The 23456-nt window shown below is 54.2% G+C and carries 17 protein-coding genes, 2 tRNA genes and 1 pseudogene; 13 read left to right on the forward strand and 7 right to left on the reverse strand.

Annotated elements, in window-relative coordinates:
* Nucleotides 1-258: 258 nt before the first annotated feature.
* Complete coding sequence (gene pykF / locus JJB97_RS02745) at nucleotides 259-1671, reverse strand: pyruvate kinase PykF (RefSeq protein ID WP_238712272.1); 1413 nt, start codon at nucleotides 1669-1671, stop codon at nucleotides 259-261.
* A 900-nt stretch (nucleotides 1672-2571) separates the two neighbouring features.
* Between pykF and tssB the strand changes: the two genes are divergently transcribed.
* From tssB to JJB97_RS02795, 10 genes are all read left to right on the forward strand, one after another.
* Nucleotides 2572-3069: a type VI secretion system contractile sheath small subunit gene (gene tssB, locus JJB97_RS02750; protein WP_238712273.1), complete on the forward strand. Its 498-nt coding sequence runs from the start codon at nucleotides 2572-2574 to the stop codon at nucleotides 3067-3069.
* Between the two features lie 29 nt (nucleotides 3070-3098).
* On the forward strand, nucleotides 3099-4649 hold the full coding sequence (gene tssC / locus JJB97_RS02755; protein ID WP_238712274.1) for a type VI secretion system contractile sheath large subunit: 1551 nt from the start codon (nucleotides 3099-3101) through the stop codon (nucleotides 4647-4649).
* A gap of 10 nt (nucleotides 4650-4659) precedes the next feature.
* Nucleotides 4660-5997, forward strand: coding sequence for a type VI secretion system baseplate subunit TssK (tssK, locus tag JJB97_RS02760; RefSeq protein WP_238712275.1), 1338 nt, complete (start codon nucleotides 4660-4662; stop codon nucleotides 5995-5997).
* On the forward strand, nucleotides 5994-6650 hold the full coding sequence (gene tssL, locus JJB97_RS02765; RefSeq protein ID WP_238712276.1) for a type VI secretion system protein TssL, short form: 657 nt from the start codon (nucleotides 5994-5996) through the stop codon (nucleotides 6648-6650). Before tssK ends, tssL begins: the two co-directional genes overlap by 4 nt.
* On the forward strand, nucleotides 6651-8360 hold the full coding sequence (locus JJB97_RS02770) for an OmpA family protein (protein WP_238712277.1): 1710 nt from the start codon (nucleotides 6651-6653) through the stop codon (nucleotides 8358-8360).
* Nucleotides 8361-8852 carry an Hcp family type VI secretion system effector gene (locus tag JJB97_RS02775; protein ID WP_238712278.1) on the forward strand — a complete coding sequence of 164 codons (492 nt, stop codon included), beginning with the start codon at nucleotides 8361-8363 and terminating at the stop codon, nucleotides 8850-8852. It abuts the gene before it with no gap.
* Between the two features lie 164 nt (nucleotides 8853-9016).
* Entirely contained in the window at nucleotides 9017-11647 is a 2631-nt protein-coding gene (tssH, locus tag JJB97_RS02780) for a type VI secretion system ATPase TssH (RefSeq protein ID WP_238712279.1), read from the forward strand.
* A gap of 69 nt (nucleotides 11648-11716) precedes the next feature.
* Nucleotides 11717-13318, forward strand: a complete 1602-nt coding sequence (gene tssA / locus JJB97_RS02785) for a type VI secretion system protein TssA (protein ID WP_399197969.1) — start codon at nucleotides 11717-11719, stop codon at nucleotides 13316-13318.
* An 18-nt stretch (nucleotides 13319-13336) separates the two neighbouring features.
* Nucleotides 13337-13777 carry a type VI secretion system baseplate subunit TssE gene (gene tssE, locus JJB97_RS02790; protein ID WP_317980781.1) on the forward strand — a complete coding sequence of 147 codons (441 nt, stop codon included), beginning with the start codon at nucleotides 13337-13339 and terminating at the stop codon, nucleotides 13775-13777.
* Entirely contained in the window at nucleotides 13774-15186 is a 1413-nt protein-coding gene (locus JJB97_RS02795; RefSeq protein ID WP_238712280.1) for a VasL domain-containing protein, read from the forward strand. Before tssE ends, JJB97_RS02795 begins: the two co-directional genes overlap by 4 nt.
* A 223-nt stretch (nucleotides 15187-15409) precedes the next feature.
* Here JJB97_RS02795 and JJB97_RS02800 read toward each other — a convergent pair.
* The 3 genes and pseudogenes from JJB97_RS02800 to mdtK form a co-directional block, all read right to left on the reverse strand.
* Nucleotides 15410-15486, reverse strand: a tRNA-Val gene (locus JJB97_RS02800).
* Nucleotides 15487-15490: 4 nt separating this feature from the next.
* Nucleotides 15491-15567 (reverse strand) — tRNA-Val (locus JJB97_RS02805).
* Between the two features lie 201 nt (nucleotides 15568-15768).
* A pseudogene (gene mdtK, locus JJB97_RS02810) lies at nucleotides 15769-17142 on the reverse strand (MdtK family multidrug efflux MATE transporter).
* Nucleotides 17143-17355: 213 nt separating this feature from the next.
* Here mdtK and JJB97_RS02815 point away from each other — a divergent pair.
* Nucleotides 17356-18018: a riboflavin synthase subunit alpha gene (locus JJB97_RS02815; protein WP_238712281.1), complete on the forward strand. Its 663-nt coding sequence runs from the start codon at nucleotides 17356-17358 to the stop codon at nucleotides 18016-18018.
* A gap of 260 nt (nucleotides 18019-18278) precedes the next feature.
* Here the strand turns inward: JJB97_RS02815 and cfa are convergent, their stop codons facing one another.
* Together cfa and punC are read right to left on the reverse strand one after the other, a co-directional pair.
* Nucleotides 18279-19427: a cyclopropane fatty acyl phospholipid synthase gene (gene cfa, locus JJB97_RS02820; RefSeq protein WP_238712282.1), complete on the reverse strand. Its 1149-nt coding sequence runs from the start codon at nucleotides 19425-19427 to the stop codon at nucleotides 18279-18281.
* 322 nt (nucleotides 19428-19749) lie between these two features.
* Complete coding sequence (gene punC / locus JJB97_RS02825; protein WP_238712283.1) at nucleotides 19750-20910, reverse strand: purine nucleoside transporter PunC; 1161 nt, start codon at nucleotides 20908-20910, stop codon at nucleotides 19750-19752.
* Nucleotides 20911-21015: 105 nt separating this feature from the next.
* Between punC and punR the strand changes: the two genes are divergently transcribed.
* The gene (gene punR, locus JJB97_RS02830) at nucleotides 21016-21927 is read left to right on the forward strand and encodes a DNA-binding transcriptional activator PunR (RefSeq protein WP_238712284.1); all 912 of its coding nucleotides are present in this window, start codon (nucleotides 21016-21018) and stop codon (nucleotides 21925-21927) included.
* A gap of 10 nt (nucleotides 21928-21937) precedes the next feature.
* Here punR and purR read toward each other — a convergent pair whose 3' ends face one another.
* Nucleotides 21938-22963 carry an HTH-type transcriptional repressor PurR gene (gene purR / locus JJB97_RS02835; RefSeq protein ID WP_238712285.1) on the reverse strand — a complete coding sequence of 342 codons (1026 nt, stop codon included), beginning with the start codon at nucleotides 22961-22963 and terminating at the stop codon, nucleotides 21938-21940.
* A gap of 288 nt (nucleotides 22964-23251) precedes the next feature.
* Here purR and cydH point away from each other — a divergent pair, with 288 nt between their 5' ends.
* The gene (cydH, locus tag JJB97_RS18700; protein WP_399197975.1) at nucleotides 23252-23341 is read left to right on the forward strand and encodes a cytochrome bd-I oxidase subunit CydH; all 90 of its coding nucleotides are present in this window, start codon (nucleotides 23252-23254) and stop codon (nucleotides 23339-23341) included.
* Nucleotides 23342-23456: the final 115 nt, after the last annotated feature.

The raw sequence follows: 23456 nt of genomic DNA on the forward strand, positions 1-23456 counted from the left end.
ACAAACTTTTTTAGGTTGAGAATATTTTTTTGGTGGGATTAAGCTTAAATTTGATCATTCGCTCAAAGAAGCAGCGACTTGCCGCAAATAGCATAAAAACCCTTGTTAAAACAGTATTCTTTCATCGGACTAATCTTGCTTTTTGCCTTTCCTGGATAGTAAAAACCAATTTGCTTTTTTACCCATTAAGGCCTACGCAAAAATAAAACAGGCATCCCGCAGGATGCCTTTAAATTAAAAATATTATTTACATTATTATTAGAGAACGTGAACGGAAGAGGTATTTGTTGTTCCGCTTGGCACCAGCGCGCCGGAAACCATAACAACGATATCGCCTTTGCGCGCAAGGCCGCTTGCCAGCGCGGCTTCTTTGCCCTGGCGGTAGAAATCATCGGTGGAGGCGATTACTTTTACCAGTTGCGCGACCACGCCCTTGCTCAGCACCAACTGACGGGCGGTAATTTCATTTGTAGTCAGCGCCAGAATGGTGGCGTTAGGGAAGTATTTACGCACGGATTTAGCCGATTTTCCGCCCTGGGTCGCAACTACGATAAGCGGCGCTTCCAGTTTTTCAGCAGTTTCAACGGCGCCGCGGCATACGGCTTCAGTAATGCGCAGTTTGCGATTGTCATGGTTGTAGTCCAGACGGCTTGGCATTACGCGGTCGGTGCGCTCGCAAATGGTCGCCATGATAGTCACGGCTTCCAGCGGATATTTTCCTTTTGCCGATTCGCCAGACAACATAACCGCGTCGGTGCCGTCGAGGATAGCGTTTGCGACGTCGCCGGCTTCAGCGCGGGTCGGACGCGGGTTTTTGATCATAGAATCCAGCATCTGGGTCGCGGTGATGACGACTTTGCGCGCACGGATGCATTTTTCGATCATCATCTTTTGCGCGAAAATCACTTCTTCAACCGGAATCTCTACGCCCAGGTCGCCGCGGGCGACCATGATGCCGTCGGATGCCTCAAGGATTTCATCAAAATTATTGAGGCCTTCCTGGTTTTCAATTTTAGAGATGATCTGGATGTGCTCGCCGCCGTTAGCCTTCAGATGTTCACGGATTTCAACAACGTCGGCACGTTTACGAATAAAGGAAGCCGCAACAAAATCCACACCCTGTTCGCAACCGAAGATCAGGTCTTTTTTATCTTTTTCCGCCAGTGCCGGCAGGGCGATGGAAACACCCGGCAGGTTAACGCCTTTGTTTTCACCCAGGTCGCCGTTGTTCAAAACCTTACAAACGACCTTATTGCCTTCGATGGCCGTAACTTCCATACCGATCAGGCCGTCGTCCACCAGTACGGTGTTGCCTACGCAAAGATCGTTCGTAAAGCCTTCATAGGTAACGGCAACGCTTTCACCATTACCGATAACGGTTTTGTCCGTGGTGAAGGTGAAAGTCTGCCCCGCTTTGAGTGAAACATCCTTTCCGCCTTCAAGTTTCATGGTGCGAATTTCAGGTCCTTTTGTATCCAGCAGGATTGCTGCTTTCTTACCTGTTTTCGCCATGACGTTGCGCAGATTTTTGATGCGCTGTCCGTGCTCTTCATAGTCACCGTGGGAAAAGTTGAGGCGCATGACGTTCATGCCAGCGTCCATTAACCGGGACAGCATCTCTTCAGATTCGGTTTTCGGGCCGATGGTGCAAACAATTTTCGTCTTTTTCATGACAGTCTTAATCTTAAGTTGTGAAGGTTGGGAAAACTGGGCTTTAGCGCGCCCGGATGGCCGCGCCAAAGCCGGAATCGGTATTGAGTAAGTCGAGGCGCCGCACCCTCAAGGATAGGTGACAGAGATAAAGCGTGCAGAAGAATGTTTGCCCGGCGGGCGCCGCGGCGACGAGCATCTCTGTTATAAAGAGGGAGGAAAGCGTAATTCAATGTGCTGAAACCATTCAAGTCCGTACTGACCGTAGTATAAGCAGTTTCAAGGGGGAAAGAAATTAAAAACAGTGTTTCAGTGCTCAGATGCGCAGATTTGCTACGAATTCGCAGGGTGAAAAATAGCCAAGTCTATGGGTGAAATATAAATAATTGCGTGTGAAATGTCGCTCAGCGAAGTTAGCTGCTATGTTTAAATTATAAGAATTTTACGCATATCAATATATTTATTTGGTGAATATAAGAACGTGCATATATTTATATAATGAATTTAATGAGACGTTGATTACTGGTTATCAATCACGCTTTTTATCTTTTTTGTAGAAAAAACAGAACGTTTTTGCCGGTTTTAATAGTAAAAACATTTGTTGTCGTTCATGCCGGGAATATCGATTAAAAGGCTTGTCGCGGCCTTGAATTATCTGTATTTTATATCCAGGCCATTGAAATAGCTCATTGTTGCCGATTGTTACCGCATTCGTGTAGCTAAGTCTGATTCTCTGGTTCGCCATACAATACTTCTGAAAATAACGGCATTTATTTTTGGGGGTGGGATTTTCTGTACTATCACTGGATATAATAATTTTTTAGCCGTTTTTTGGAAATGATCCTGTGTCGCATTATTAGCAGGCGCCAGCCATCTGGCGATAGTATGTAATCAAAATAGATTTCGTTAGGGATAGCTACTATGTCACAAAGTTTTCAGTCCGAAATACCTAAGGCCCGCGTTAATATCAAGTTAGATTTGCATACGGGCGGCGCTCAAAAAAAGGTTGAACTGCCGCTGAAACTGCTGGTCACCGGCGACTTTAGCAACGGCCAGGAACAACGCCCGCTGGCCGAGCGTGAAAAAGTGAACGTTGATAAAAATAACTTCGATAATGTTCTCACTGAGTTTAGCCCCTCTGTTACCCTGGCCGTGCCGGATACCCTTGCCGCAGACGGCAGCGAAACTAACGTCAATCTTACTTTCTCCTCGATGAAGGATTTCCACCCGGAACAGGTTGCGCGCCAGCTTCCACAGCTGCGCGCCATGCTGGCAATGCGCAATTTATTGCGCGATCTGAAATCAAACCTGCTTGATAACGTCACCTTCCGCAAAGAGCTGGAAAATATCCTCAAAGACCCGGCGCTAAGCGACGAACTGCGTCGCGAGCTGAATGCTATCGCGCCAAAAGAAGTTTGATTCTTTTACATGGATTTTGAAGAGAGAGATTGCTGATGTCTGTCGATACTGAAACTATGGCCTCCGGGCAGAGTGCGACCGTGCTGGAGAAGGGTGCCGCTGATGGCGTGTATGCATCCCTGTTCAATAAAATTAATCTGACGCCGGTTGCCGAGCTGGCCGATCTGAATGCCTTCCAGGATAATAACGCACTATCCGAAACCAGCGCTGATGAGCGCGTAACGGCAGCCGTTCAGGTTTTCCTTGAACGTCTGAAACAGTCCGGGCAGAAAGTCGAACGGTTGGATAAAACGCTGCTTGACCACCATATTGCGGAGCTGGATCAGCAGATCAGCCGTCAGTTGGATGCCGTAATGCACCATCCCGAGTTTCAAAAAGTGGAATCGGCCTGGCGCGGTCTGAAATTCCTGGTGGATCGCACTGATTTTCGCGCGAACGTAAAAGTAGAACTGCTGGATGTTTCTAAAGAAGATTTGCGTCAGGATTTTGAAGATTGCCCGGAAATTATCCAAAGCGGCCTCTATCGCCATACCTATATTGCCGAATATGACACGCCAGGCGGCGAGCCTATCGGGGCGGTCATTTCAAATTATGAATTTGATGCCAGCGCCCAGGACGTCGCGCTGTTGCGCAATATATCCAAAGTTTCTGCGGCGGCCCATATGCCGTTTGTCGGCGCGGTTGGCGCGAAATTCTTCCTGAAAGAGAGTATGGAAGAGGTTTCGGCAATCAAGGATATTGGCAACTATTTTGATCGGGCGGAATATATTAAGTGGAAATCGTTTCGCGATACGGATGACTCACGCTATATCGGGCTGACTATGCCGCGTGTGCTGGGGCGTCTGCCTTATGGGCCGGATACCGTGCCGGTGCGTAGTTTTAATTATATAGAAGAAGTGAAAGGGCCTGACCACGAGAAATACCTGTGGACTAACGCGGCTTTCGCCTTTGCGGCCAATATGGTGCGTAGCTTTATTAAGAACGGCTGGTGCGTACAGATTCGTGGTCCTCAGGCCGGCGGCGCTGTGACCGATTTGCCAATCCATCTCTACGATTTGGGTACCGGCAATCAGGTGAAAATTCCGTCTGAAGTCATGATTCCGGAAACGCGTGAGTTCGAATTTGCGAATCTGGGCTTTATTCCGCTGTCGTACTACAAAAACCGTGATTATGCCTGCTTCTTCTCTGCAAACTCGGCGCAAAAACCGGCGCTGTACGATACGCCGGATGCTACGGCGAACAGCCGTATTAACGCCCGTTTGCCCTATATCTTCCTGCTGTCGCGCATTGCGCACTATCTTAAGCTCATTCAGCGTGAAAATATTGGCACCACGAAAGATCGCCGTCTGCTGGAGCTTGAGCTGAACAACTGGGTGCGTGGGCTGGTTACTGAAATGACCGATCCGGGGGATGATTTACAGGCATCACACCCATTGCGCGATGCCAGAGTTGTGGTTGAAGATATTGAAGACAACCCGGGTTTCTTCCGCGTGAAGCTGTATGCTGTTCCGCACTTCCAGGTAGAGGGTATGGACGTTAATCTGTCGCTTGTTTCCCAGATGCCGAAGGCGAAAGCATAGGGAGGCGGGGATGAAAATCTATCGTCCCTTATGGACTGATGGGGCCTTTCTGGCCCCGCAACAGTTCCAGCAGCAAGCGCGCTGGGATGCTTATGTTGCGGACGCCGTCGCCAGGCTGTCGATAGCATCGCCGTGGGGCGTGGTAGAGGCGGCGTTCGACCCGGGGGCGCTTGCCGTTTCGCGCCTGCACCCCTTAAAAATGGTTGTCAGGTTTCCCGATGGTTCATTGTTTGACAGCGAGCAGGCGGATAATTTGCCGCCGACGCTCGACCTTGCTGGTGCTGGCGATCGGGAGAGCGTCGAGGTGGTACTGGCGCTGGCGCTATTGAGCGCAAACGGCGGTAATCTCGACGAAGGTAGCGAAGGCGAACGCCCACGCCGCTGGAAGCGCGAATGGATTTCCGTACAGGAGCTTGCCGGGTTTGAGCGTACTGAAATTGCCGTGTTGCGCCAGGCGGCAACGCTGCGTTTCGCTCATCAGGAAAATGACGCCTGGTTAACCTGCCCGGTTGCGCGCCTGACGCGCGATGCCCAGGGGCAGTGGGGACTGGATACTACGTTTATTCCTCCGCTGATGACGCTAAAGGCCAGCCCCTGGCTGCTGGATGCGCTAACCGAACTGCTGCATCGCATACGCGCCCGTCGCCAGCGGTTGATGAATATGCGCCGGGAAAGTAACGAACGGATGGCTGATTTTGCCGTTGCCGATGTTTCGCTCTTCTGGCTGCTAAATACGCTCAACAGCGCTGAACCGGTGCTGCGGGAATTGCTGCAAAGTCCAGGCAGGCATCCTGAACTGCTTTGGCGTGAGTTGGCTCGCCTGGCGGGCGGGCTGCTGACATTTTCGCTCGATCGCGACGGCGACGCCATTCCTCTGTACCGTCATGATGCGCCGGAACAGGTCTTTGGGCCGCTTATCTCGCTCTTATTTGATTTGCTGGAAACCTGTCTGCCGTCGCGCGTTATCGCAATTGATCTGTTGCGTGAAGGAAGCTTCTGGCGCGGCGATCTGCATGACGCCAGGCTGCGTGAGGAAGCCGATTTCTATCTTTCAGTGCGCTCGTCGATGCCTGCGCACTTGCTTCAGACTCAGTTTCCGCTGTTGTGTAAAGCAGGCAGCCGCGAAGAGGTCGCAGATGTGGTCAATGTGGCGCTAAACGGCGTACCGCTTAAGCCGCTATCACACGTTCCCGCAGCGATACCGCTGCGGCTGGAAAACCAGTATTTTGCGCTGGATATCGCCACGCCTGCGGGCAAGAGCATGCTGGACGCCGGAAATTGCGCATTTTACGTTCCGGGATCGTTGGGCGAAGTTAAGCTGGAACTGTTTGCGGTATTGCGTACATGAATGAAAAAAACATTACCACCCAGATCGATCGTATCTTCTGGCCGACCTGGCTGATGGTCAGTCAATTACGTAACGGCCAGGCTATCGATGATGGCGAGGCCGTTTATCGTCGCGCCTGCGGCTGGGTTGACAAAGTCCGACAGGAACTTGCAGAAGCGGGCTTTAGCGAGGCGAGCATTGAGCAGATGATCTACACCCAGTGCGCGCTGCTGGATGAAAGCGTGCTCAATCGCAAACAGCATGACAGCGGTTCGGAGAAATGGCTGTCATCGCCGCTGCAGGCGAAATATTTTAACACGCTGAATGCCGGCGAAGAGCTGTGGGAGCGTATCAAAGTACAACTGCGTTCTCCGGCGCCGGATATCGCGGCGCTGACCTGTTTTTATCGTGCGCTGGCGCTTGGTTTTGTGGGTCGTTATCGCGAACAGGGCGATGAAAGGCGCGAAGACGTAGTGCAGGCGTTAAGCCAGCAGGTTCCCCCTTTTGCTATGACAACGGATATCCCCATCATTGCCGCGCCGGCCAAAAAAGGCACGGGGCGCACGCGATGGTGGTTTGGCTGGATTGGCGGCGTAATCATACTCGCGGCGCTGTGGTTTTTCCTTTCATCAACATTGCAGGACCTGGTTTCACAATTAACAGGGATGGCGTAAATGCGAATACTCAGCCAGGTATGGCCGGGGTTTTTTAGCGCGGCGTTAGCGCTTTTGCTTTTCTGGGGATTCTGGCCCTTATCACGCGGCTCTCAGTGGACGCTGAGCGCGCTGGCGCTGTTGCTTGCCGGCGGCTGGATAGCCTGGCGATGGCAGCATATGCGAAAGCTTCGCAAAGCGGCTTGCGGGCTTGACGACGCCTGGCTGCCGCCTGAATCGTTTTGCGGGGCGGTGGTGTTGGTCTGCGGCGACGATGAACTTTTATTTGGCGAAAATAAAACCCGGGAAACGCAACGAGGCTGGTATCTGCGCATTTCGGATCCGGAAAACCTGTTACTGATGGCCCAAAGGTTGTCCGTAACGCGCCCGGGCCTGTTATGGCAGATATCGATAATGATGGCCATTGCGCCTGAGCTGCATAAAGATGGCGATGCCTTTATGCAGCAGATGCATGCCTGGCACAGGGCAATATCGCTCAGCCGCCACTGGTTGACGGCCGATTTGCCGGTTTGGGGATGTTGTTATATCAACCCGCCGGATGCGGATTATTCCAGCGATGCCCGCTGGTTTACGCGGCTTGCGGGTTACAAAGAAATGCAAATCTGGCGCGATTGCAAAGTGGGGGTCCCTTTAAGTGACTGGGGCGCGCAGCCTATTTCTCGCCAGTCGCGCTTAAGCCAGACGCTGTGGCTTAACGGCGCCGTCGCCTGGACTGCCTCGCGCATATTGTCCGTATTCAGCACATCCGGTAGCGATGCAAAACCGCTCCTTCCGTGGATGTGGATATGGCATCTTTCTTCTTTTGCCGTACAAGCCGGGAACGACTGGCAACGCAGCGTGGCGGGTATTACCTCGCTGGCGCCGAAGGCTGAAGAAAAAGGGGGAGAGCTGCCTTTCCCCGATCCTCTGCTGTCCGTACTTCCTGCGCGTTCAGGCCTGAGCCGCGCCGAGCGCCAGTGCGGCCTGGCGGGGTTGCTGCTGGGGGGCTTTCTGATCCTTGCGATGTTGGCGACATACATCAATAACCAGCGGCTTATTCGCAATGTCAGCGATCATATCCAGCTTTTTGAACGCATGAAGGGGGATATGTTGCAACCGAAACAACTGGCGCAAAACCGACTGCGCGACGATGCGCGCCTTCTGGATGAATGGCAGCGCGAAGGCGCGCCGGTCAGTTATTCGCTGGGCATGTTTCAGGGCGGGCGCCTGCTTGTGCTGGTGCGTAGCGTCATGAATAGCTGGTCGCCGCCGCCACCGCCTGCGCCGGTTATCGTCCAGGCGGCGCCTGACACCGTGCGTCTGGACAGTATGGCGCTGTTTGATACAGGCAAATCGACGTTGATTCAGGGTTCCACCAAAATTCTCGTTGATGCGCTGATAAATATTAAAGCGCGCCCGGGCTGGTTGATTGTGGTATCCGGACATACCGATAACACTGGCGATGCCAGAACGAATCAACAACTTTCTCTACGTCGCGCTGAAGCCGTGCGCGACTGGATGCTGGCGACCAGCGACGTTTCGCCAGGTTGTTTTGCGGTTCAGGGGTATGGCGACAGTCGTCCCGTTGAATCGAACGACACGCCGGAAGGGCGTAAGCTTAACCGCCGCGTCGAGATCAGCCTTGTGCCGCAGGCGGATGCCTGTCAGAACAGGGTTGAACCTACTTCACCGCAAAAAGGTGAAGACTCAACATTAATCAAGGAGAAATAAATGGCTATTCCTGTTTACCTTTGGCTCAAGGATGACGGCGGAGCGGATATCAAAGGTTCTGTTGATGTAAAAGATCGTGAAGGCAGCGTTGAAGTCGTCGCACAGCAACATAATCTTTATATTCCTACGGATAACAATACCGGTAAGTTGACGGGCACAAGAGTACATACGCCGTTTAAATTTACAAAAGAGATCGACGCATCCAGCCCCTATCTTTATAAAGCGGTTACCACAGGTCAAACGCTGAAAGCCGCTGAATTTAAGTGGTACAAAATCGATGATGCAGGCCAGGAAGTTGAGTATTTCAACACCAAACTGGAAAACGTAAAAGTGGTGAAAGTTGCGCCGGTTATGTACGACGTAAAAGATCCGTCTAAAGAAAAGCACAACCATTTGGAAGAAGTCGAACTTCGCTACGAAAAAATTACCTGGACCTATAAAGATGGCAACATTATTCATTCCGATTCCTGGAATGAACGCGTAACCGCTTGAGTGGGTTTTATAAAGCAGACGTCCGGCGTCTGCTTTTTTCGTCTTTTTTGTTAAGCGGCAAGCGCGCTTAACAAAGAATGATGGATAAGCATAACGCTCAACCTTGTAACTTATAACTACACACACAATCATGCCGCAAACACAAAGCTGGAAAGAGAAATATTATGGAAAACCAGGCAATTTTATTACGTCGGCTTAATCCTTTTTGCGCCAGCGCGCTGGAAGCTGCCGCTTCCCTGTGCCAGACGCGCGCGCACGCTGAAATTCGTATTGAGCACTGGTTGCTTAAACTCCTGGAACACGGCGAAGGGGATATTACTGTACTGGCCCGTCGGTACGACTGGGATATGGACGGCCTGTGGCAGGCATTGCTGGAATGGCTGGAAAAGCTGCCGCGAACGGTGCGCAGCCGACCGCAGCTTTCCGCTCAGCTAATGACGTTAATCCGCCAGGCATGGCTGGTGACTTCACTTGAGGATAACGATACGCAGATTCGCAGCCGTCACCTGCTGGCTGCGTTGGTCGATAACCCTGCGTTGCTGGCCTGCGACAGCCTGTGGCCGCTGCTGAGCCTGAGCCGGGCTCAGCTTGAACGCCTGCGCCCACTGCTGGACAACACTTCCGATGAGCGTCCGCAGGTGCAAAAAATAGAAGATGCGCCGATGGCGATTGAAGATGTCGGCAGGGAGCCTGACGCGGTATCGCCAGAAGCGGGCGCGGGCTTGAGTGCGGCGCTACAGAGCGCGCTGGATAAATTTACCCAGGATATCACCGCTAAAGCGCGGGCGCAGCAGGTAGACCCGGTATTCGGCCGTGATGATGAAATTCGCCAGATGGTTGATATTCTCTCTCGCCGGCGTAAAAACAACCCAATTCTTGTCGGTGAGCCGGGGGTTGGAAAAACGGCGCTGGTAGAGGGCCTGGCGTTGCGTATTGTTGAGGGCGACGTGCCGGAGAGTTTACGACCGGTCGCCGTGCGCGTCCTTGACCTTGGGCTGTTGTCCGCGGGCGCCGGCGTCAAAGGCGAATTTGAACAGCGCCTTAAAAACGTGATTGCTGCGGTGCAACAGTCGCCGCAGCCGATTCTGCTATTCATTGATGAGGCGCATACCCTTATCGGCGCAGGTAATCAGGCCGGCGGCGCGGATGCCGCGAATCTGCTTAAACCCGCGCTCGCGCGCGGTGAGTTGCGCACTATTGCTGCTACAACCTGGAGCGAATACAAACAATATTTCGAGCGGGATGCGGCGCTGGAACGTCGTTTCCAGATGGTAAAAGTGGATGAGCCAAACGACGAGGCTGCCTGCCTGATGCTGCGCGGCCTGAAATCACGCTATGCCGCTCATCATGGCGTACATATCACCGATTCTGCCGTTAAGGCCGCCGTGACGTTGTCACGCCGATATCTGACAGGCCGCCAGTTGCCGGATAAGGCGGTTGATCTGCTGGATACCGCCGCCGCGCGCGTTCGCATGAGCCTGGATACCCGACCTTCCTCACTCGTCGGAACCCAGGCGCAGATTACGGCGCTGGTAATGGAGCAGCAGGCAATCGAAGAAGACAGCCAGTTTATTATCCCACCGGGCCAGGAGCGTCTGGCTGATCTTTCCGATCGTCGCCACGAGCTTGTGCTTGAACTGGAAGCGTTACAGGAAAAATACCAGAAGGAAAAGGTGCTGGCGGAAAAAATACTGGCGCTGCGTCAGAGCGAACCGCAAAGCCAGCAATTGAAAGATTTAAGCCAGCAGTTGGTGACGCTGCAGGGTATTTCACCGTCACTGATGCTTGACGTTGATGCGCGCACCGTAGCAAGCGTGGTTGCCGACTGGACCGGCGTTCCGTTGTCCTCGCTGTTAAAAGATGAGCAGAGTGAACTGCTTACGCTTGAAAAGGAGCTGGAGCGTCGCGTTGTGGGGCAGCCGGCGGCGCTGAGCGCAGTGGCGCAACGCCTGCGCGCTGCCTGTTCGGGCCTGACGCCGGAATCCGGGGCGCAGGGCGTCTTTTTGCTGGTAGGGCCGAGCGGCGTTGGGAAAACAGAAACCGCGTTGGCGCTGGCGGATACGCTATACGGCGGCGAAAAATCGCTAATTGTTATAAATCTTTCGGAATATCAGGAAGCGCATACCGTTTCCCAGCTTAAAGGTTCTCCGCCGGGATACGTTGGTTACGGGCAGGGCGGCGTGCTTACGGAGGCGGTACGCAAGCGTCCCTACAGCGTGGTGTTGCTTGATGAAGTGGAAAAGGCGCATCGTGATGTGATGAATCTTTTTTATCAGGTTTTTGATCGCGGTTTCATGCGCGATGGCGAAGGACGGGAAATTGACTTTCGTAACACCGTGATTCTGATGACCTCTAACCTTGGCAGCGATCATCTGATGCAGCTACTGGAAGAAAAACCGGACGCGACCGACGCTGAGCTGCATGAGCTGCTGCGCCCGATGCTTCGCGATCGCTTCCAGCCTGCCTTGCTGGCCCGCTTCCAGACGGTAATTTATCGCCCGCTTTGCCGCGAGGCAATGCGCGCTATCGTTGAGATGAAGCTCGCGCAGGTGGGCAAGCGCCTGTCGCGCCACTACGGCATACGCGCGCAATTCACCGATAGCCTGTTTGATTCACTGGTCAATGCTTGCCTGCTGCCGGATACCGGCGCGCGTAATATCGACAGTTTGCTGAATCAGCAAATCCTGCCGGTACTTGGCCAGCAGTTGCTTTCCCGGCAGCGCGATACTTTGCGTAATGCCTCGCTGCGCCTGGACTGGGAGGATGAGAACGGAATTGTGCTGGAGTTTGTATAACGTAAGTCAAAACGCGTCTGACGCTTCTTCAGAGCGCCGTCGCCGGTTGTTGGGCCAGGAGATAAGGTTATGAACGGTACATTAGCGATGCTTTGCCAGCGTTTTTTCAGCGAAGGCAGTGAACGCGCAATGGTGCTGGCCGGCGAGCAAACGGCGCTGTGGGAAAAATGGCTGTTGCCAGTGACGCCGGAGCAGCCGGTCGGTGACGACCCGGGGTATGATGACGATTTTCAGCGCATGCGTGAAGAGGTCAACCGACTGTCAGGCATTGATACAGGGCTTATCTGCCAGTTGGCTGAAACAGTGTTGACAACGCGAGCAAAAGATGTGCGCGTTGTCACCTATTACGCCTGGGCGCGCCTGCATCAGGATGGCGAAGAAGGGCTGGCTGAAGGGCTGGCGTTGCTATATGGGTTGCTGGAGCGCTATGGCGAAGCGCTGCTGCCCTCGCGCGCCAATAGCCGCAGGCTTGCGCTGGAGTGGCTTGCCGGGGCGAAAGTCCACGACAGCCTGCAGCTCTATCCCGAGGTGGACAGGCCGGCGTTTGAGCGCATACTGGCGTCTCTTGCGGGAATTGAGTCTGTATTTGAAAGCTGGCCGGATGCTTCGCGCCCCGAACTGGGGGCGCTAAGTACAGCGCTGGAAGCGCGCCTGGCGCGGGCTGGCGGCGCGGATGCCGTGGCGCCGCGCTATGATGGCATTGCGCCACCTGCACAGCCTGCGCCAGGGGCGGCACCGCCGGTTGAAAGTATTCGCTCCGGGCGTGAATTGCTCGATCAGACGCGGGCGCTGGCGAACTATCTGCGGGCGCAGCCGCAGGGATGGCTGGCGGCGCATCGAATTATTACCGCTGTGCGCTGGGATACCGTACATCAACTGCCGCCGCAGGATTGCGCCGGGCGAACCCGCCTTGCCGCGCCGCGCAGCGATAACCGCGCACTTCTTAAGCGCCTGTGGCGTCAGCAAAGCTGGGGTGAATTACTTGAACAGGCGGATCGTATTTTTGCTGAGGGCGTCAATCACTTCTGGTTAGATCTACAGTGGTATCTGTTCCAGGCGCTGAGTAAATCCGCACCGCCGGCCGACGGTTGGGCGGATATTATTCGCGAGGATTTAAAAATTCTGCTAACGCGGCTGCCGGGACTGGAAAAACTGGCGTGGGAAGACGGGACCCCCTTTGCTGATGAAGTCACGCGCGAGTGGTTGTTGCGTTTTGTCCTTGAGGATGAAAGCGGTTTGCTCGACGGCATCGCCCCGCAGGCGGTGACAAACGCCGGTGACGATATTCTTGCGCTGGAGGCCGAAGCGCTGGCGCAGGCCGACAGCGACGGTATTGAAAGCGCGTTGGCCTGGCTCCAGGCGCGACCGGGCGTTAGCGGCGCACGCAACCAGTGGTTGTTGCGTCTGCTGATGGCGCGTCTGTGCGAACAGTTTGGCAAGAACGATATGGCGCTCCATTTACTGGCGGAACTGGACGGTAGCGCGACGGCGCTGAGCCTGGCGGACTGGGAGCCGGATCGCCTGTTTGAGGTACGCGCAAGGCGTTTGCGTTTACTGCGTATACGATCCCAGCGCAGCGAAGCCGACAAAGCCGCAATCGCACGCCAGATGGAGGCGCTGCTGGCGCAGCTTACCGCGCTCGACCCGGTGCGGGCCGCCGTGCTGTATTAACTTTGACTGGGGGCAACCGTGCCGCAACCTTCACTTTACGAAATGCTGACCGGCAGTTTTTCAGGCGGTCTGTCGCTTGATGAGGTCAGTGAGGCTAATCAACTGATATTGTCGGTGCTGGACAATATGCAGCGAATACTCAATACCCGCGCCGGCAGTCTTAAACATTTGCCGGATTATGGTTTGCCGGACATGACAAAAATTATTCAGGGCATGCCGGGTACGGCGCATCAGTTAATGAGCATCCTGTCAGATGTTTTACTCCGTTATGAACCGCGCCTTAAGCGTATTGACGTTGTGCTGTTGCCGCAAACCGAGCCGGGACACCTTCGCTATGCCATTGATGCCGAGCTGCATCAGTATGGACTGGTGCGCTATGGCACTGAATTTTTGCCGGAAGGGCGTCTGCTCATTCGTCATCTCCGGCAACAGGGCTATATGGACGCCAGGAGTATATGATGGACGCTCAAACAATTTCGGTCGCAGGCGACCCGCGCGGTTACGCTGAAACCGACCAGATTCGCGATGAAATGGCAAAACTGACGCACCCGGCCCGCCCGGATGTGGACTGGCGTCGCGTTGAGCAATGCTGTCAGGCTTTATTCAGCAAAAATGGCGTTGACCTGCGTACGGCGGTTTTTTACGCGGTGGCCCGCGGTCACCGCGCGGGTCTGGCCGGGTTACATGAAGGATTGAGCATTATCGATGTGCTGGTTTGCGGCCACTGGATGCAAATGTGGCCGCAGCAGACCCATACCCGGATGGAGTTGCTGAGCTGGCTGACCGGCAGTGTGTTGCAACGACTGCGCGCGCTTACGTTGAGCTATGCGGATTTGCCGTTAATTTATCGTACTGAAGCATGCGTTGCCCGGCTGTGCAATGCGCTGGAGTTGCTGGAGCTAAAACAGCTTAGTCGACTTGAGCAAATACAGAGCTGGCTGCAGCAGGCTGCGGCGACGCTTGAGCAGACTGACGCCTCAAAGGGTATTACGCAGGAAGCGGCGCCAGAAAGAGCGCCCTGCGTTGTGGATACTGTTTCAGCCAGAGGGATTGTGAAAAAGGCGCCCCCGGTAATATTGCCTCAAACGCGTAAGGCGCGCGCGCCAACGAAAAAGAGTATGACGGATGCAGGGCGGGCAGGCGACGCCGCCGCGCCGGCGCCGAACCGGCGCGCCGGGTTTATGGCCGGTTTTATTTGTGCGTTGTTGCTGGCTGCGGCGACTGGCGCCGCCGTCTGGTGGCTGGCGCGGCCTGCGCCAGCTCAGGCCTTATTTGATAATGTTGCGCTGCTTCCGGTAGTGAATGGTAGCGCTGATGCGCAGCGGTTTCAAAAATCGCTTACGCCGAAAGCGCTGGAAAATGCCCGTGAAGACTGGCTTATGGCGCTCAATAAAAAGCTAACGTTTCTTGCCGGCCTCCCTGCGCTGTGGCGGCAGACTCAAGGGGATGCGCTGTTGTCACAGGCCGATGCGCTGTGGCCGGATACTCCCGCTGTCGCGACGCTCCGTGCGCGCGAGCGCCAGCGGCGTGAATCGCTGGCGCTCCCTGCCGCCGCCCTTGAGAACTGGAATCTGGCGCAGCAACGGCTGGCGAGATTAACTGAGCGGCTTAACGCGCTGGATGAGCGCCGTGGGCGCTGGCTTACCGGCTCGGAGTTAAAAACGGCGGTTTTCGATATCCGTCAGGCGCTGGATAAGACGCCGCCGCTGGAAGAGTTACTTCGGCAACTGGCGGTGCAGCAGGCGCAAGGAGAGAGCGCCGTTGCGTTACGTAAACAAATTGACGATCGCTTTGAACAACTACTGAACCGCTATGCGCTGCTCACTGAAAAAGCGCCCGCGCAGCCTCGCGATTTATCAGAACAATGAATTTTGCCATACCGTAACGGGGCGGGCTGGAAGCGATAATATTATTCAGCCCTTGCCTGAAATGAAACATACAGAGCGCCGCAGCTTTGCATACTGTAGCAGAAGAGAAGGAACGTTCCCGGCGTGATGCCGGCCTGCGTTATTTCATCATGCAGCGCGGGCGCGAAAGCGGTATCGGTACAGGGGATATGTTGCAAAAGAGAGGCAAAGGCACCCGGAAAAATGGTGCGTCCGAGTGGACTCGAACCACCGACCCCCACCATGTCAAGGTGGTGCTCTAACCAACTGAGCTACGGACGCACTATGGTGCGTTCAATTGGACTCGAACCAACGACCCCCACCATGTCAAGGTGGTGCTCTAACCAACTGAGCTATGAACGCAACGGCTGCGGGTGACAGCGGGAACGAATATTAACGACACCNTGAACGCAACGGCTGCGGGTGACAGCGGGAACGAATATTAACGACACCACTGGTTGCTGGCAAGGGGTAAGTGACAATTTTCTTCCTTATTTCACGCAATTGCTGAGCATCTGCGCAGTATGCTGTAAAATTGGCCGCCGGAAAGCGGCCTGTGGCCAGTTAACGCGCGGCACGCTGAAGTATTACGCCAGACGGCTGGCGCTGGAGCCAGCGAATCCGCAGCGCCATCATAATGGCCGCCGATGTCAGACCGATGATAAAACCCATCCAGAAGCCTGCCGGCCCCATACGAGGCGCAATCATATCGGTTAGCGCCAGCACGTAGCCGCAAGGCAATCCCAAAACCCAGTAAGCGATAAAAGTGATAAAGAAAATAGAACGTGTATCTTTGTATCCGCGCAATACACCGCTGCCGATAACCTGGATGGAGTCTGAAATTTGATAAATCGCCGCCAGCAGCATCAACTGCGAAGCCAGCGTAACCACTTCCGGGTTGTCGTTATAGAGCAGGGCTATGGGCTTGCGCATTACGATGGTAAAGAGCGCGGTCAGGGTCGCGAAGCAAACGCCCACGCCGATGCCGGTCCATGACGAGGTTCGCGCGTCCAGCGTTGAGCCCTGGCCCAGGCGAAAACCCACGCGAATGGTGACGGCTGCGCCCAGCGATAACGGCAATACAAACATCAGCGAACTGAAATTGAGCGCAATTTGATGTCCGGCGACGTCAATGATGCCCAGCGGTGATACCAACAGCGCGACAACGGCGAATAGCGTAACTTCAAAAAACAGCGCCAGCGCAATGGGCAATCCCAGTTGAGTCAGGCGCAGTATCAGCGCGTAATCAGGTTTGCCAAAGCGGCTGTGGTTGCGGATATCGCGCATTGAACGGGCGCGTTTAATCTAGGCAAGCATGCTGGCAAACATAACCCAGTACACTGCGGCAGTTGCAACCCCGCAGCCTACGCCGCCTAATTCAGGCATACCAAAGCGGCCGTAAATAAAAATATAGTTAACAGGAATGTTTACCAGCAGGCCGATAAATCCCATCACCATGCCCGGCTTGGTTTTCGCCAGCCCTTCGCACTGGTTGCGCGCAACCTGAAAAAACAGATAGCCAGGCGCTCCCCAAAGCAGCGCGCGCAGATAACCCACGGCCGTGTCAGCCATCCCGGGGTCAATATTGTGCATACTGCGTATAATATACCCGGCATTCCACAGTACGATCATAATGATAACGCTGACTACGCCCGCCAGCCAGAACCCCTGGCGCACGTGGGACGCCACACGATCGCGGCGCCCGGAGCCGTTGAGCTGGGCCACTATGGGCGTCAGGGCCAGTAACAGCCCGTGACCAAATAAGATGGCCGGTAGCCATATTGACGTGCCGATCGCGACAGCGGCCATGTCGGTAGCGCTGTAGCCGCCAGCCATTACCGTATCGACAAACCCCATCGCCGTTTGGGCAATCTGCGCGAGAATGACCGGAATCGCCAGCGCCAGTAGCTGACGCGCTTCTGTAAAATACTTCTGCACGTGAATACCTTTCTATGTTGTTGTTATTTGAAAAATAAAGAAGCCGCCCTGTAATGGCAGCAAAAAGAGAAATCGGGGGATTTATTCGGTTATTGTAGCGTCAAAGCTGGAGAAATCATACCTGGTTGTACTTTGCCGCTGGCAACCTTTTTTTTCTACTGTTATCTTGCGGGAAGAATGTCTTACGCCGTCCGTCGGCATGCAGGAGTCTTTATGTTTACTGGTATCGTGCAGGGTACGGCGACTGTCGTATCTGTTGATGAACACCCCCATTTTCGCACCCATATTATCCAAATGCCCGATGCGCTATTGCCGGGGCTGGAAACTGGCGCATCGGTGGCGCACAACGGCTGTTGCCTGACCGTTACGGGCATCCACGAAAATTACGTGAGTTTCGATTTAATGAAAGAGACGCTGCGTGTCACTAACCTTGGCGATATTTGCCCCGGCGATATCGTTAATATTGAACGTGCGGCACGGTTTGGCGACGAGATCGGCGGCCATCTGATGTCTGGCCATATTATGACCACTGCCGAAATTGTAAAGATCCTGACATCTGAGCACAATCGCCAAATCTGGTTTAAACCTGCTGACGTCGCGCAGATGAAATATATTCTGCATAAAGGGTTTATCGGCATTGACGGTATTAGTCTGACGGTGGGAGAGGTGACCGCTACGCGCTTTTGCGTGCATCTGATCCCAGAAACGCTACAGCGCACTACCCTTGGTAATAAGAAACTGGGGCAGCGGGTGAATATCGAAATTGATCCGCATACGCAGGCTATTGTCGATACGGTAGAACGTGTGCTGGAGAAACGGGAAACGCCGGCGCAGGCTGAGCAAAAAGGTCAGCAGCCTGGCCCCTGGCAGGAATAAAAAAACGATTCGCGTCAGTTAAGCATGTCTGTGAATGACGCTTCCTGTAAGGCAAAAGCGCTATGTCATCCTGAGGCCCGGACGATCGGGCCATTTGATCAACAGGCTTACAGTTTGGGGCTGGCGGCCTCTGAAACCGGCGAACGCACCGCGAAGCAACGCAGCCTTTAGGCTTTCGCAGACGCGTGCAAATCAGGCCGCTTTACCCGTTCACCCGAAGCCCTCTTTATCTTCGGACTTCAGGTAGGGGGAATACTCATTTAGTGCGGCACGCGCAAACCGTTTTCAACACCGCGGCTAAAGACTACCTGCCAGAGTTGAATATCGCGGGCCCGAAAGGCCCCGGCGCAGGCGTTCAGATAATATGAGAACATGCGTTTGAAGCGTTCGTTGTAATTGCCGGCGATCTCAGGCCAGGCCTGTAGGAAACGCTGGTGCCAGGCCATTAGCGTTGTGTCGTAGTCTGTGCCAAAGTTATGCCAGTCTTCCATCACAAAGTGTTTTTCGCTGACCCCGGCAATATGTTTTACCGAAGGTAAACAGCCATTGGGGAAAATATATTTATCGATCCACGGATCGACGTTATTACTCGTTTTATTTGAGCCGATAGTGTGCAGCAGAAAAAGGCCGTCGGGCTTCAGATTGCGAGCGACGACGGAAAAATAGGTCTGATAGTTTTTGGGGCCTACGTGCTCAAACATGCCCACGGATACAATGCGATCGTACTGAGCGTTGAGATCGCGATAATCCTGCAACAAAATAGTGACATCCAGCCCGCTACAGCGCGACTGCGCCAGCGCCTGCTGTTCGGCGGAGATGGTGACGCCGTGTACGCAAACGTCATAGTGGCGCGCAGCGTATTGCGCCAGGCCGCCCCATCCACAGCCAATATCCAGTAATTTCATACCAGGCGCCAGTTGCAGTTTTTCACAGATCATTTTCAGCTTGGCCTGCTGGGCGTCCGCCAGGTTATCAGCGTCTTTCCAGTAACCGCAGGAGTATTGCATATAGGGATCGAGCATGCGGGAAAACAGATCGTTGCCGAGGTCGTAGTGCTCTTTGCCAACGATCCAGGCACGTTTGCGGCTTTGCAGGTTCATCAGGCGAGCGGTGAGAATACGCAGGGTATCCCTGAAATGGCGAGGAAGTTTTTTTTCCAGCCCGGCGCGTAAAACGCGCGTAAAAAACATATCCAGACGTTCACATTCCCACCAGCCGTCCATATAACTTTCACCCAACCCCAGCGAACCTTCCTGCAATACGCGTTTGAAAAAATTGGGATGTCTGACCTGAATATCGAAGGGGGCGGAACCGTTTATTTTTATGCCAGCATGTTCGAGCATTTCATTAGCAATGCGATACCATTCATTATCTCGTATGTTGGCTACTTCAATACACGATGAACTCATAGCTTCTCCATCATCTCTGTTTTGAGCCGATCCACTTAAAACGCAAACGTTCCCGAAGAGCGTAGACGCTATTTTTTGAATGTGAGAAATCTCACGGTAATCCATGTGTAAGTGACAGAAAAAATGAAAAAAGGGGGGTGACCCCTGAACAGGCAAAAACGGGAGCGCAGGCGCTCCCGTTACTGATTCGTTTTATGATAGTTACCCGGAGCTGGATTGAGTATAGGCCCGGGTAAAAAGCGATTCAAGCGTTAACTGTTAGGCAGCTAACTACATTTAAGTGAATAATTGCCTGCGTTATTTTTTAAGCGCGCATATCTGCTTATTTAGCGGGGTGACGGCCTTGCAGGATGTAACCAGCAAAAACCAGAATAACCATACCGGCCATCACGCTGGTAGTGGCTTCCAGCGGCGTGTCGGCAAGCCAGGACACAATCAGGCTTGCCAGAAAACATAAGCCAAGCTGAAGCGCATTTTGTAGTGCGGCGGCACGCCCGGTTGCCTGTGGGAAGGGGAGCAACGCTGAGGCGACTACGATGGGATAAATTGCGCCGTTTGCCAGGGCCATCGCGCAAAATGGAATCAACAGCAGCGTCAGGTTCGCATAGCCGGACAGCGCAACGCCCCAGGTCGCCAGCGTGCTAAGCGCGTAAGCGACTAATAACCACGGCAGCAGACGCGGGCCGCTGAGGCGTTCCAGCAGGCTGCGGCAACCATAGCCGCCAGCCAGGAAAGCCAGCGTTTGTGGAATATAACTCAGGCCGATAGCTGAAGGGCCGTAACCCATGTCATGCAGCAGAAAAGGCGAACCGGTAAGCCACGCAAAAAAGCTGGCGGAGCAGGCGGCGTAGATAAGCACATTGCCGCAATATACCCGGTTATGCAGCAGGGTAATAAAACGAATGCGTTTGCCTTCGCAGGGCGTAGCCTGAAGGGGCTTGAGCTTAAGCGTTGGCAGCATCAGCATAAGCGTAATGCCAAACAGCGCCAGAAAAATAGCCCGCCACTGGAAATGCGCTAACAGCCAACTGCCAAGCAGTGGGGCGAGCGCGGGAGACAGACTAACCAGCGGCATAATAGTGGCGAAAATTCGCCGGGCCTGTCTGGCGGGGTAGCTATCGGTCACCAGCGCCTGCCAGCTTACCGTCGCGGCGCAAACGCCAACGGCCTGCACAAAGCGCAGCACCAGCATCCCGGCGGCCCCCTTAACCATCATCATACCCAGACAGCCTGCTGCAAACAGCCCAAGCCCGGCCAGCAGAATGGGGCGGCGGCCAAAGCGATCGGAAAGCGGCCCCCAGACAAGTTGCGCCAGCGCAAAACCGGCAAGAAAAAGGCTCAAACTGGCGCTAACGGCTCCGGGGCTGGCCTTAAGATCCTGTTGAATTGCCGCAAATGCGGGAAGATACATATCGGTTGCCAGGAAGCCCAGCACGCTCAGCCCGGCCAGCCACAGTAAAAAGCCGTTAAAGGGGGATCGCATAGTTTTCTTTCTCTTGTTTAACGTCGCGCCGAGTGTAGAGGGTGAGTTTATCGTTGTGAAACGCTAATATTTGCCGGATGGGTTCAAAAATTTTGCAGGCAGAAAATGTGGTCAGAATATTCGCTTGATGTCGTGGATGCCGTGGCGCGCAACGGCAGCTTTAGCGCGGCGGCGCAGGAGCTGCATCGGGTGCCTTCCGCTATAAGTTATACCGTACGTCAGCTTGAGGCGTGGCTTGCGGTTACGCTGTTTGAGCGGCGACACAGAGACGTGGAACTGACCGCGGCAGGCAGGTTTTTTCTGGAAGAAGGGCGTAGTGTTATCAAAAAAATGCAGGCCACGCGTCAGCAGTGCCAGCAGATTGCTAACGGCTGGTGCGGCCATCTTTCCATCGCCGTGGACAATATCGTTAAGCCTGAGCGTACCCGTCAGTTGGTACTCGATTTCTATCGACAGTTTCCGGATGTTGAGCTGCGCGTTGCGCAGGAGGTATTTAACGGCGTATGGGATGCGCTGAGTGACGGACGCGTGGAGGCCGCGATCGGCGCAACGCAGGCCATCCCCGTTAGCGGGCGTTACGCTTTTCGCGATATGGGGCTGCTGCGCTGGTATTGTGTGGTGGCAAATCAACATCCGCTGGCGCATGAAGAAGACGTGCTCAGCGATGAGCGGCTACGCGCGTGGCCTGCGCTGGTGCTGGAGGATACCTCGCGTTCTCTGCCGCGGCGCATCACCTGGCTTTTGGATAATCAGCGTCGGATGGTTGTGCCGGACTGGGCAACCGCCGCCGATTGCCTGAGTGCCGGTCTGTGCGTAGGTATGGTGCCGGCGCACATTGCGCATTCACGGGTCGTCAGCGGTGAATGGCGTGCGCTGCGCCTGGAGAACCCTTTTCCCGACGCGGCCTGCTGTCTGACATGGCGGCAGGATGGATCGTCGCCCGCGCTGGCCTGGCTGCTCAATTATCTGGGCGACAGCGAAACGTTGAATGCAGAATGGCTACGCGAGCCCGCCTGAGCGGGCTGGATTAGCGCCGATAATCGCGAAACGGGCCGTCGGCTACCGAGCGGCGCTCTATCAGACGTGGATGAATTTCGATAGTCTGAGACTGTTCGCGCTTATTGATGATGCGGTCAAGCAACATCTCAAAGGCGGTCTGGCCCAGCGAGTCTTTTGGCTGATGGATAGTGGTCAGCGCCGGGGTGAAATAACGCGCGTTACGCACATTATCGTAGCCGATAAGCGAAATATCCTGCGGTACACGCAGACCCATTTCATCAATAGCGCACAGCGCGCCCATTGCCATAATGTCCCCACCGCAGAATACGGCAGTAGGGCGATGGGGCTGAGACAATATTTGTTGCATAGCGCGATAGCCCGATTCCGGTTCAAAGTCGCCCTGAACCACCCATGCGTCGTTAACCGTGATTTTCGCTTCCTGCATGGCTTTCATGAAACCCGCCAGGCGGCCTGAGCCGGTGTTGCGATCCAGCGAGCCTGGGATTGCGCCTATGTCGCGGTGCCCCCGTTCTATCAGGTAGCGGCCCGCCATATAGCCGCCTTCAAAGGCGTTATCAATAACCGAGTCGGTGAAATCGGCTTTGGCTTCGCCCCAGTCCATAACCACCATAGGAATATGGCGATATTCCTCAAGCATGGCAATAACCTGCTCTGAATACTCCGAGCACATAACCATCAACCCGTCGACGCGCTTTTGCGCCATCATCGACAGATAAGCGCGCTGCTTTTCCAGATTATTCCAGGCGTTGCCCAGAATCAGGGTATAGCCTTTTTCAAAACAGCTTTGTTCCACTGATTCGATGATTTCGGCAAAGTAAGCGGCCTCGCTGTTAGTCGCCAGCAGCCCGATAGATTTGGTGTGATTCACCTTCAGGCTGCGCGCCACGGCGCTGGGAGAGTAGTGCAGCTCTTTAATGGCCGCCCACACCGCATTGCGGGTTTCTTCCGCCACAAATCGCGTCTTGTTAATCACGTGTGAAACAGTTGTGGTGGAAACGTTTGCGCGTTTGGCTACATCTTTAATCGTTGCCATTAGCTTTCGCTCCAGAGCATGACGTAATCTCCTGAATACTCGATGGTTAAACGTTTGCCTTCGCACTTCCCCACACAACGAAAAAGTTGTTGAAATGACGGAAGGGCGACATACGGCGGAGGGATTAACCAGGCGGCGCGTAATAAATTCGCGGGGGATTCTGTCCTATCTTTACGAAAAGGGAAAGAGGAAAAATGTCTGAAGGATCATTTCCGGAAAGATTTTTGCGGGTTTTTATGGGAAACTGACCTGACTATACATTGTATAAGTAAAACCAGGAGAAGAATGATGGGCTCTGATCTGAAATATGCTGTGATAACAACGGTAGTCGCACTTGGCGTAATCGTTACCGGTGCGCTCACTGCAGTAATGCATTAATTTGTATCAGGCGCGGCGCGAACTGACACATAGCTTTGAAAGGTTGAGAGTTACCGGTTTTGATATGGGCGTTGAAGAGACTGTAATTAAAATTGTGTAATTGCCTGTTTTTGAT

The organism is Tenebrionibacter intestinalis (assembly GCF_016632365.1).
Classification (GTDB): domain Bacteria; phylum Pseudomonadota; class Gammaproteobacteria; order Enterobacterales; family Enterobacteriaceae; genus Tenebrionibacter; species Tenebrionibacter intestinalis.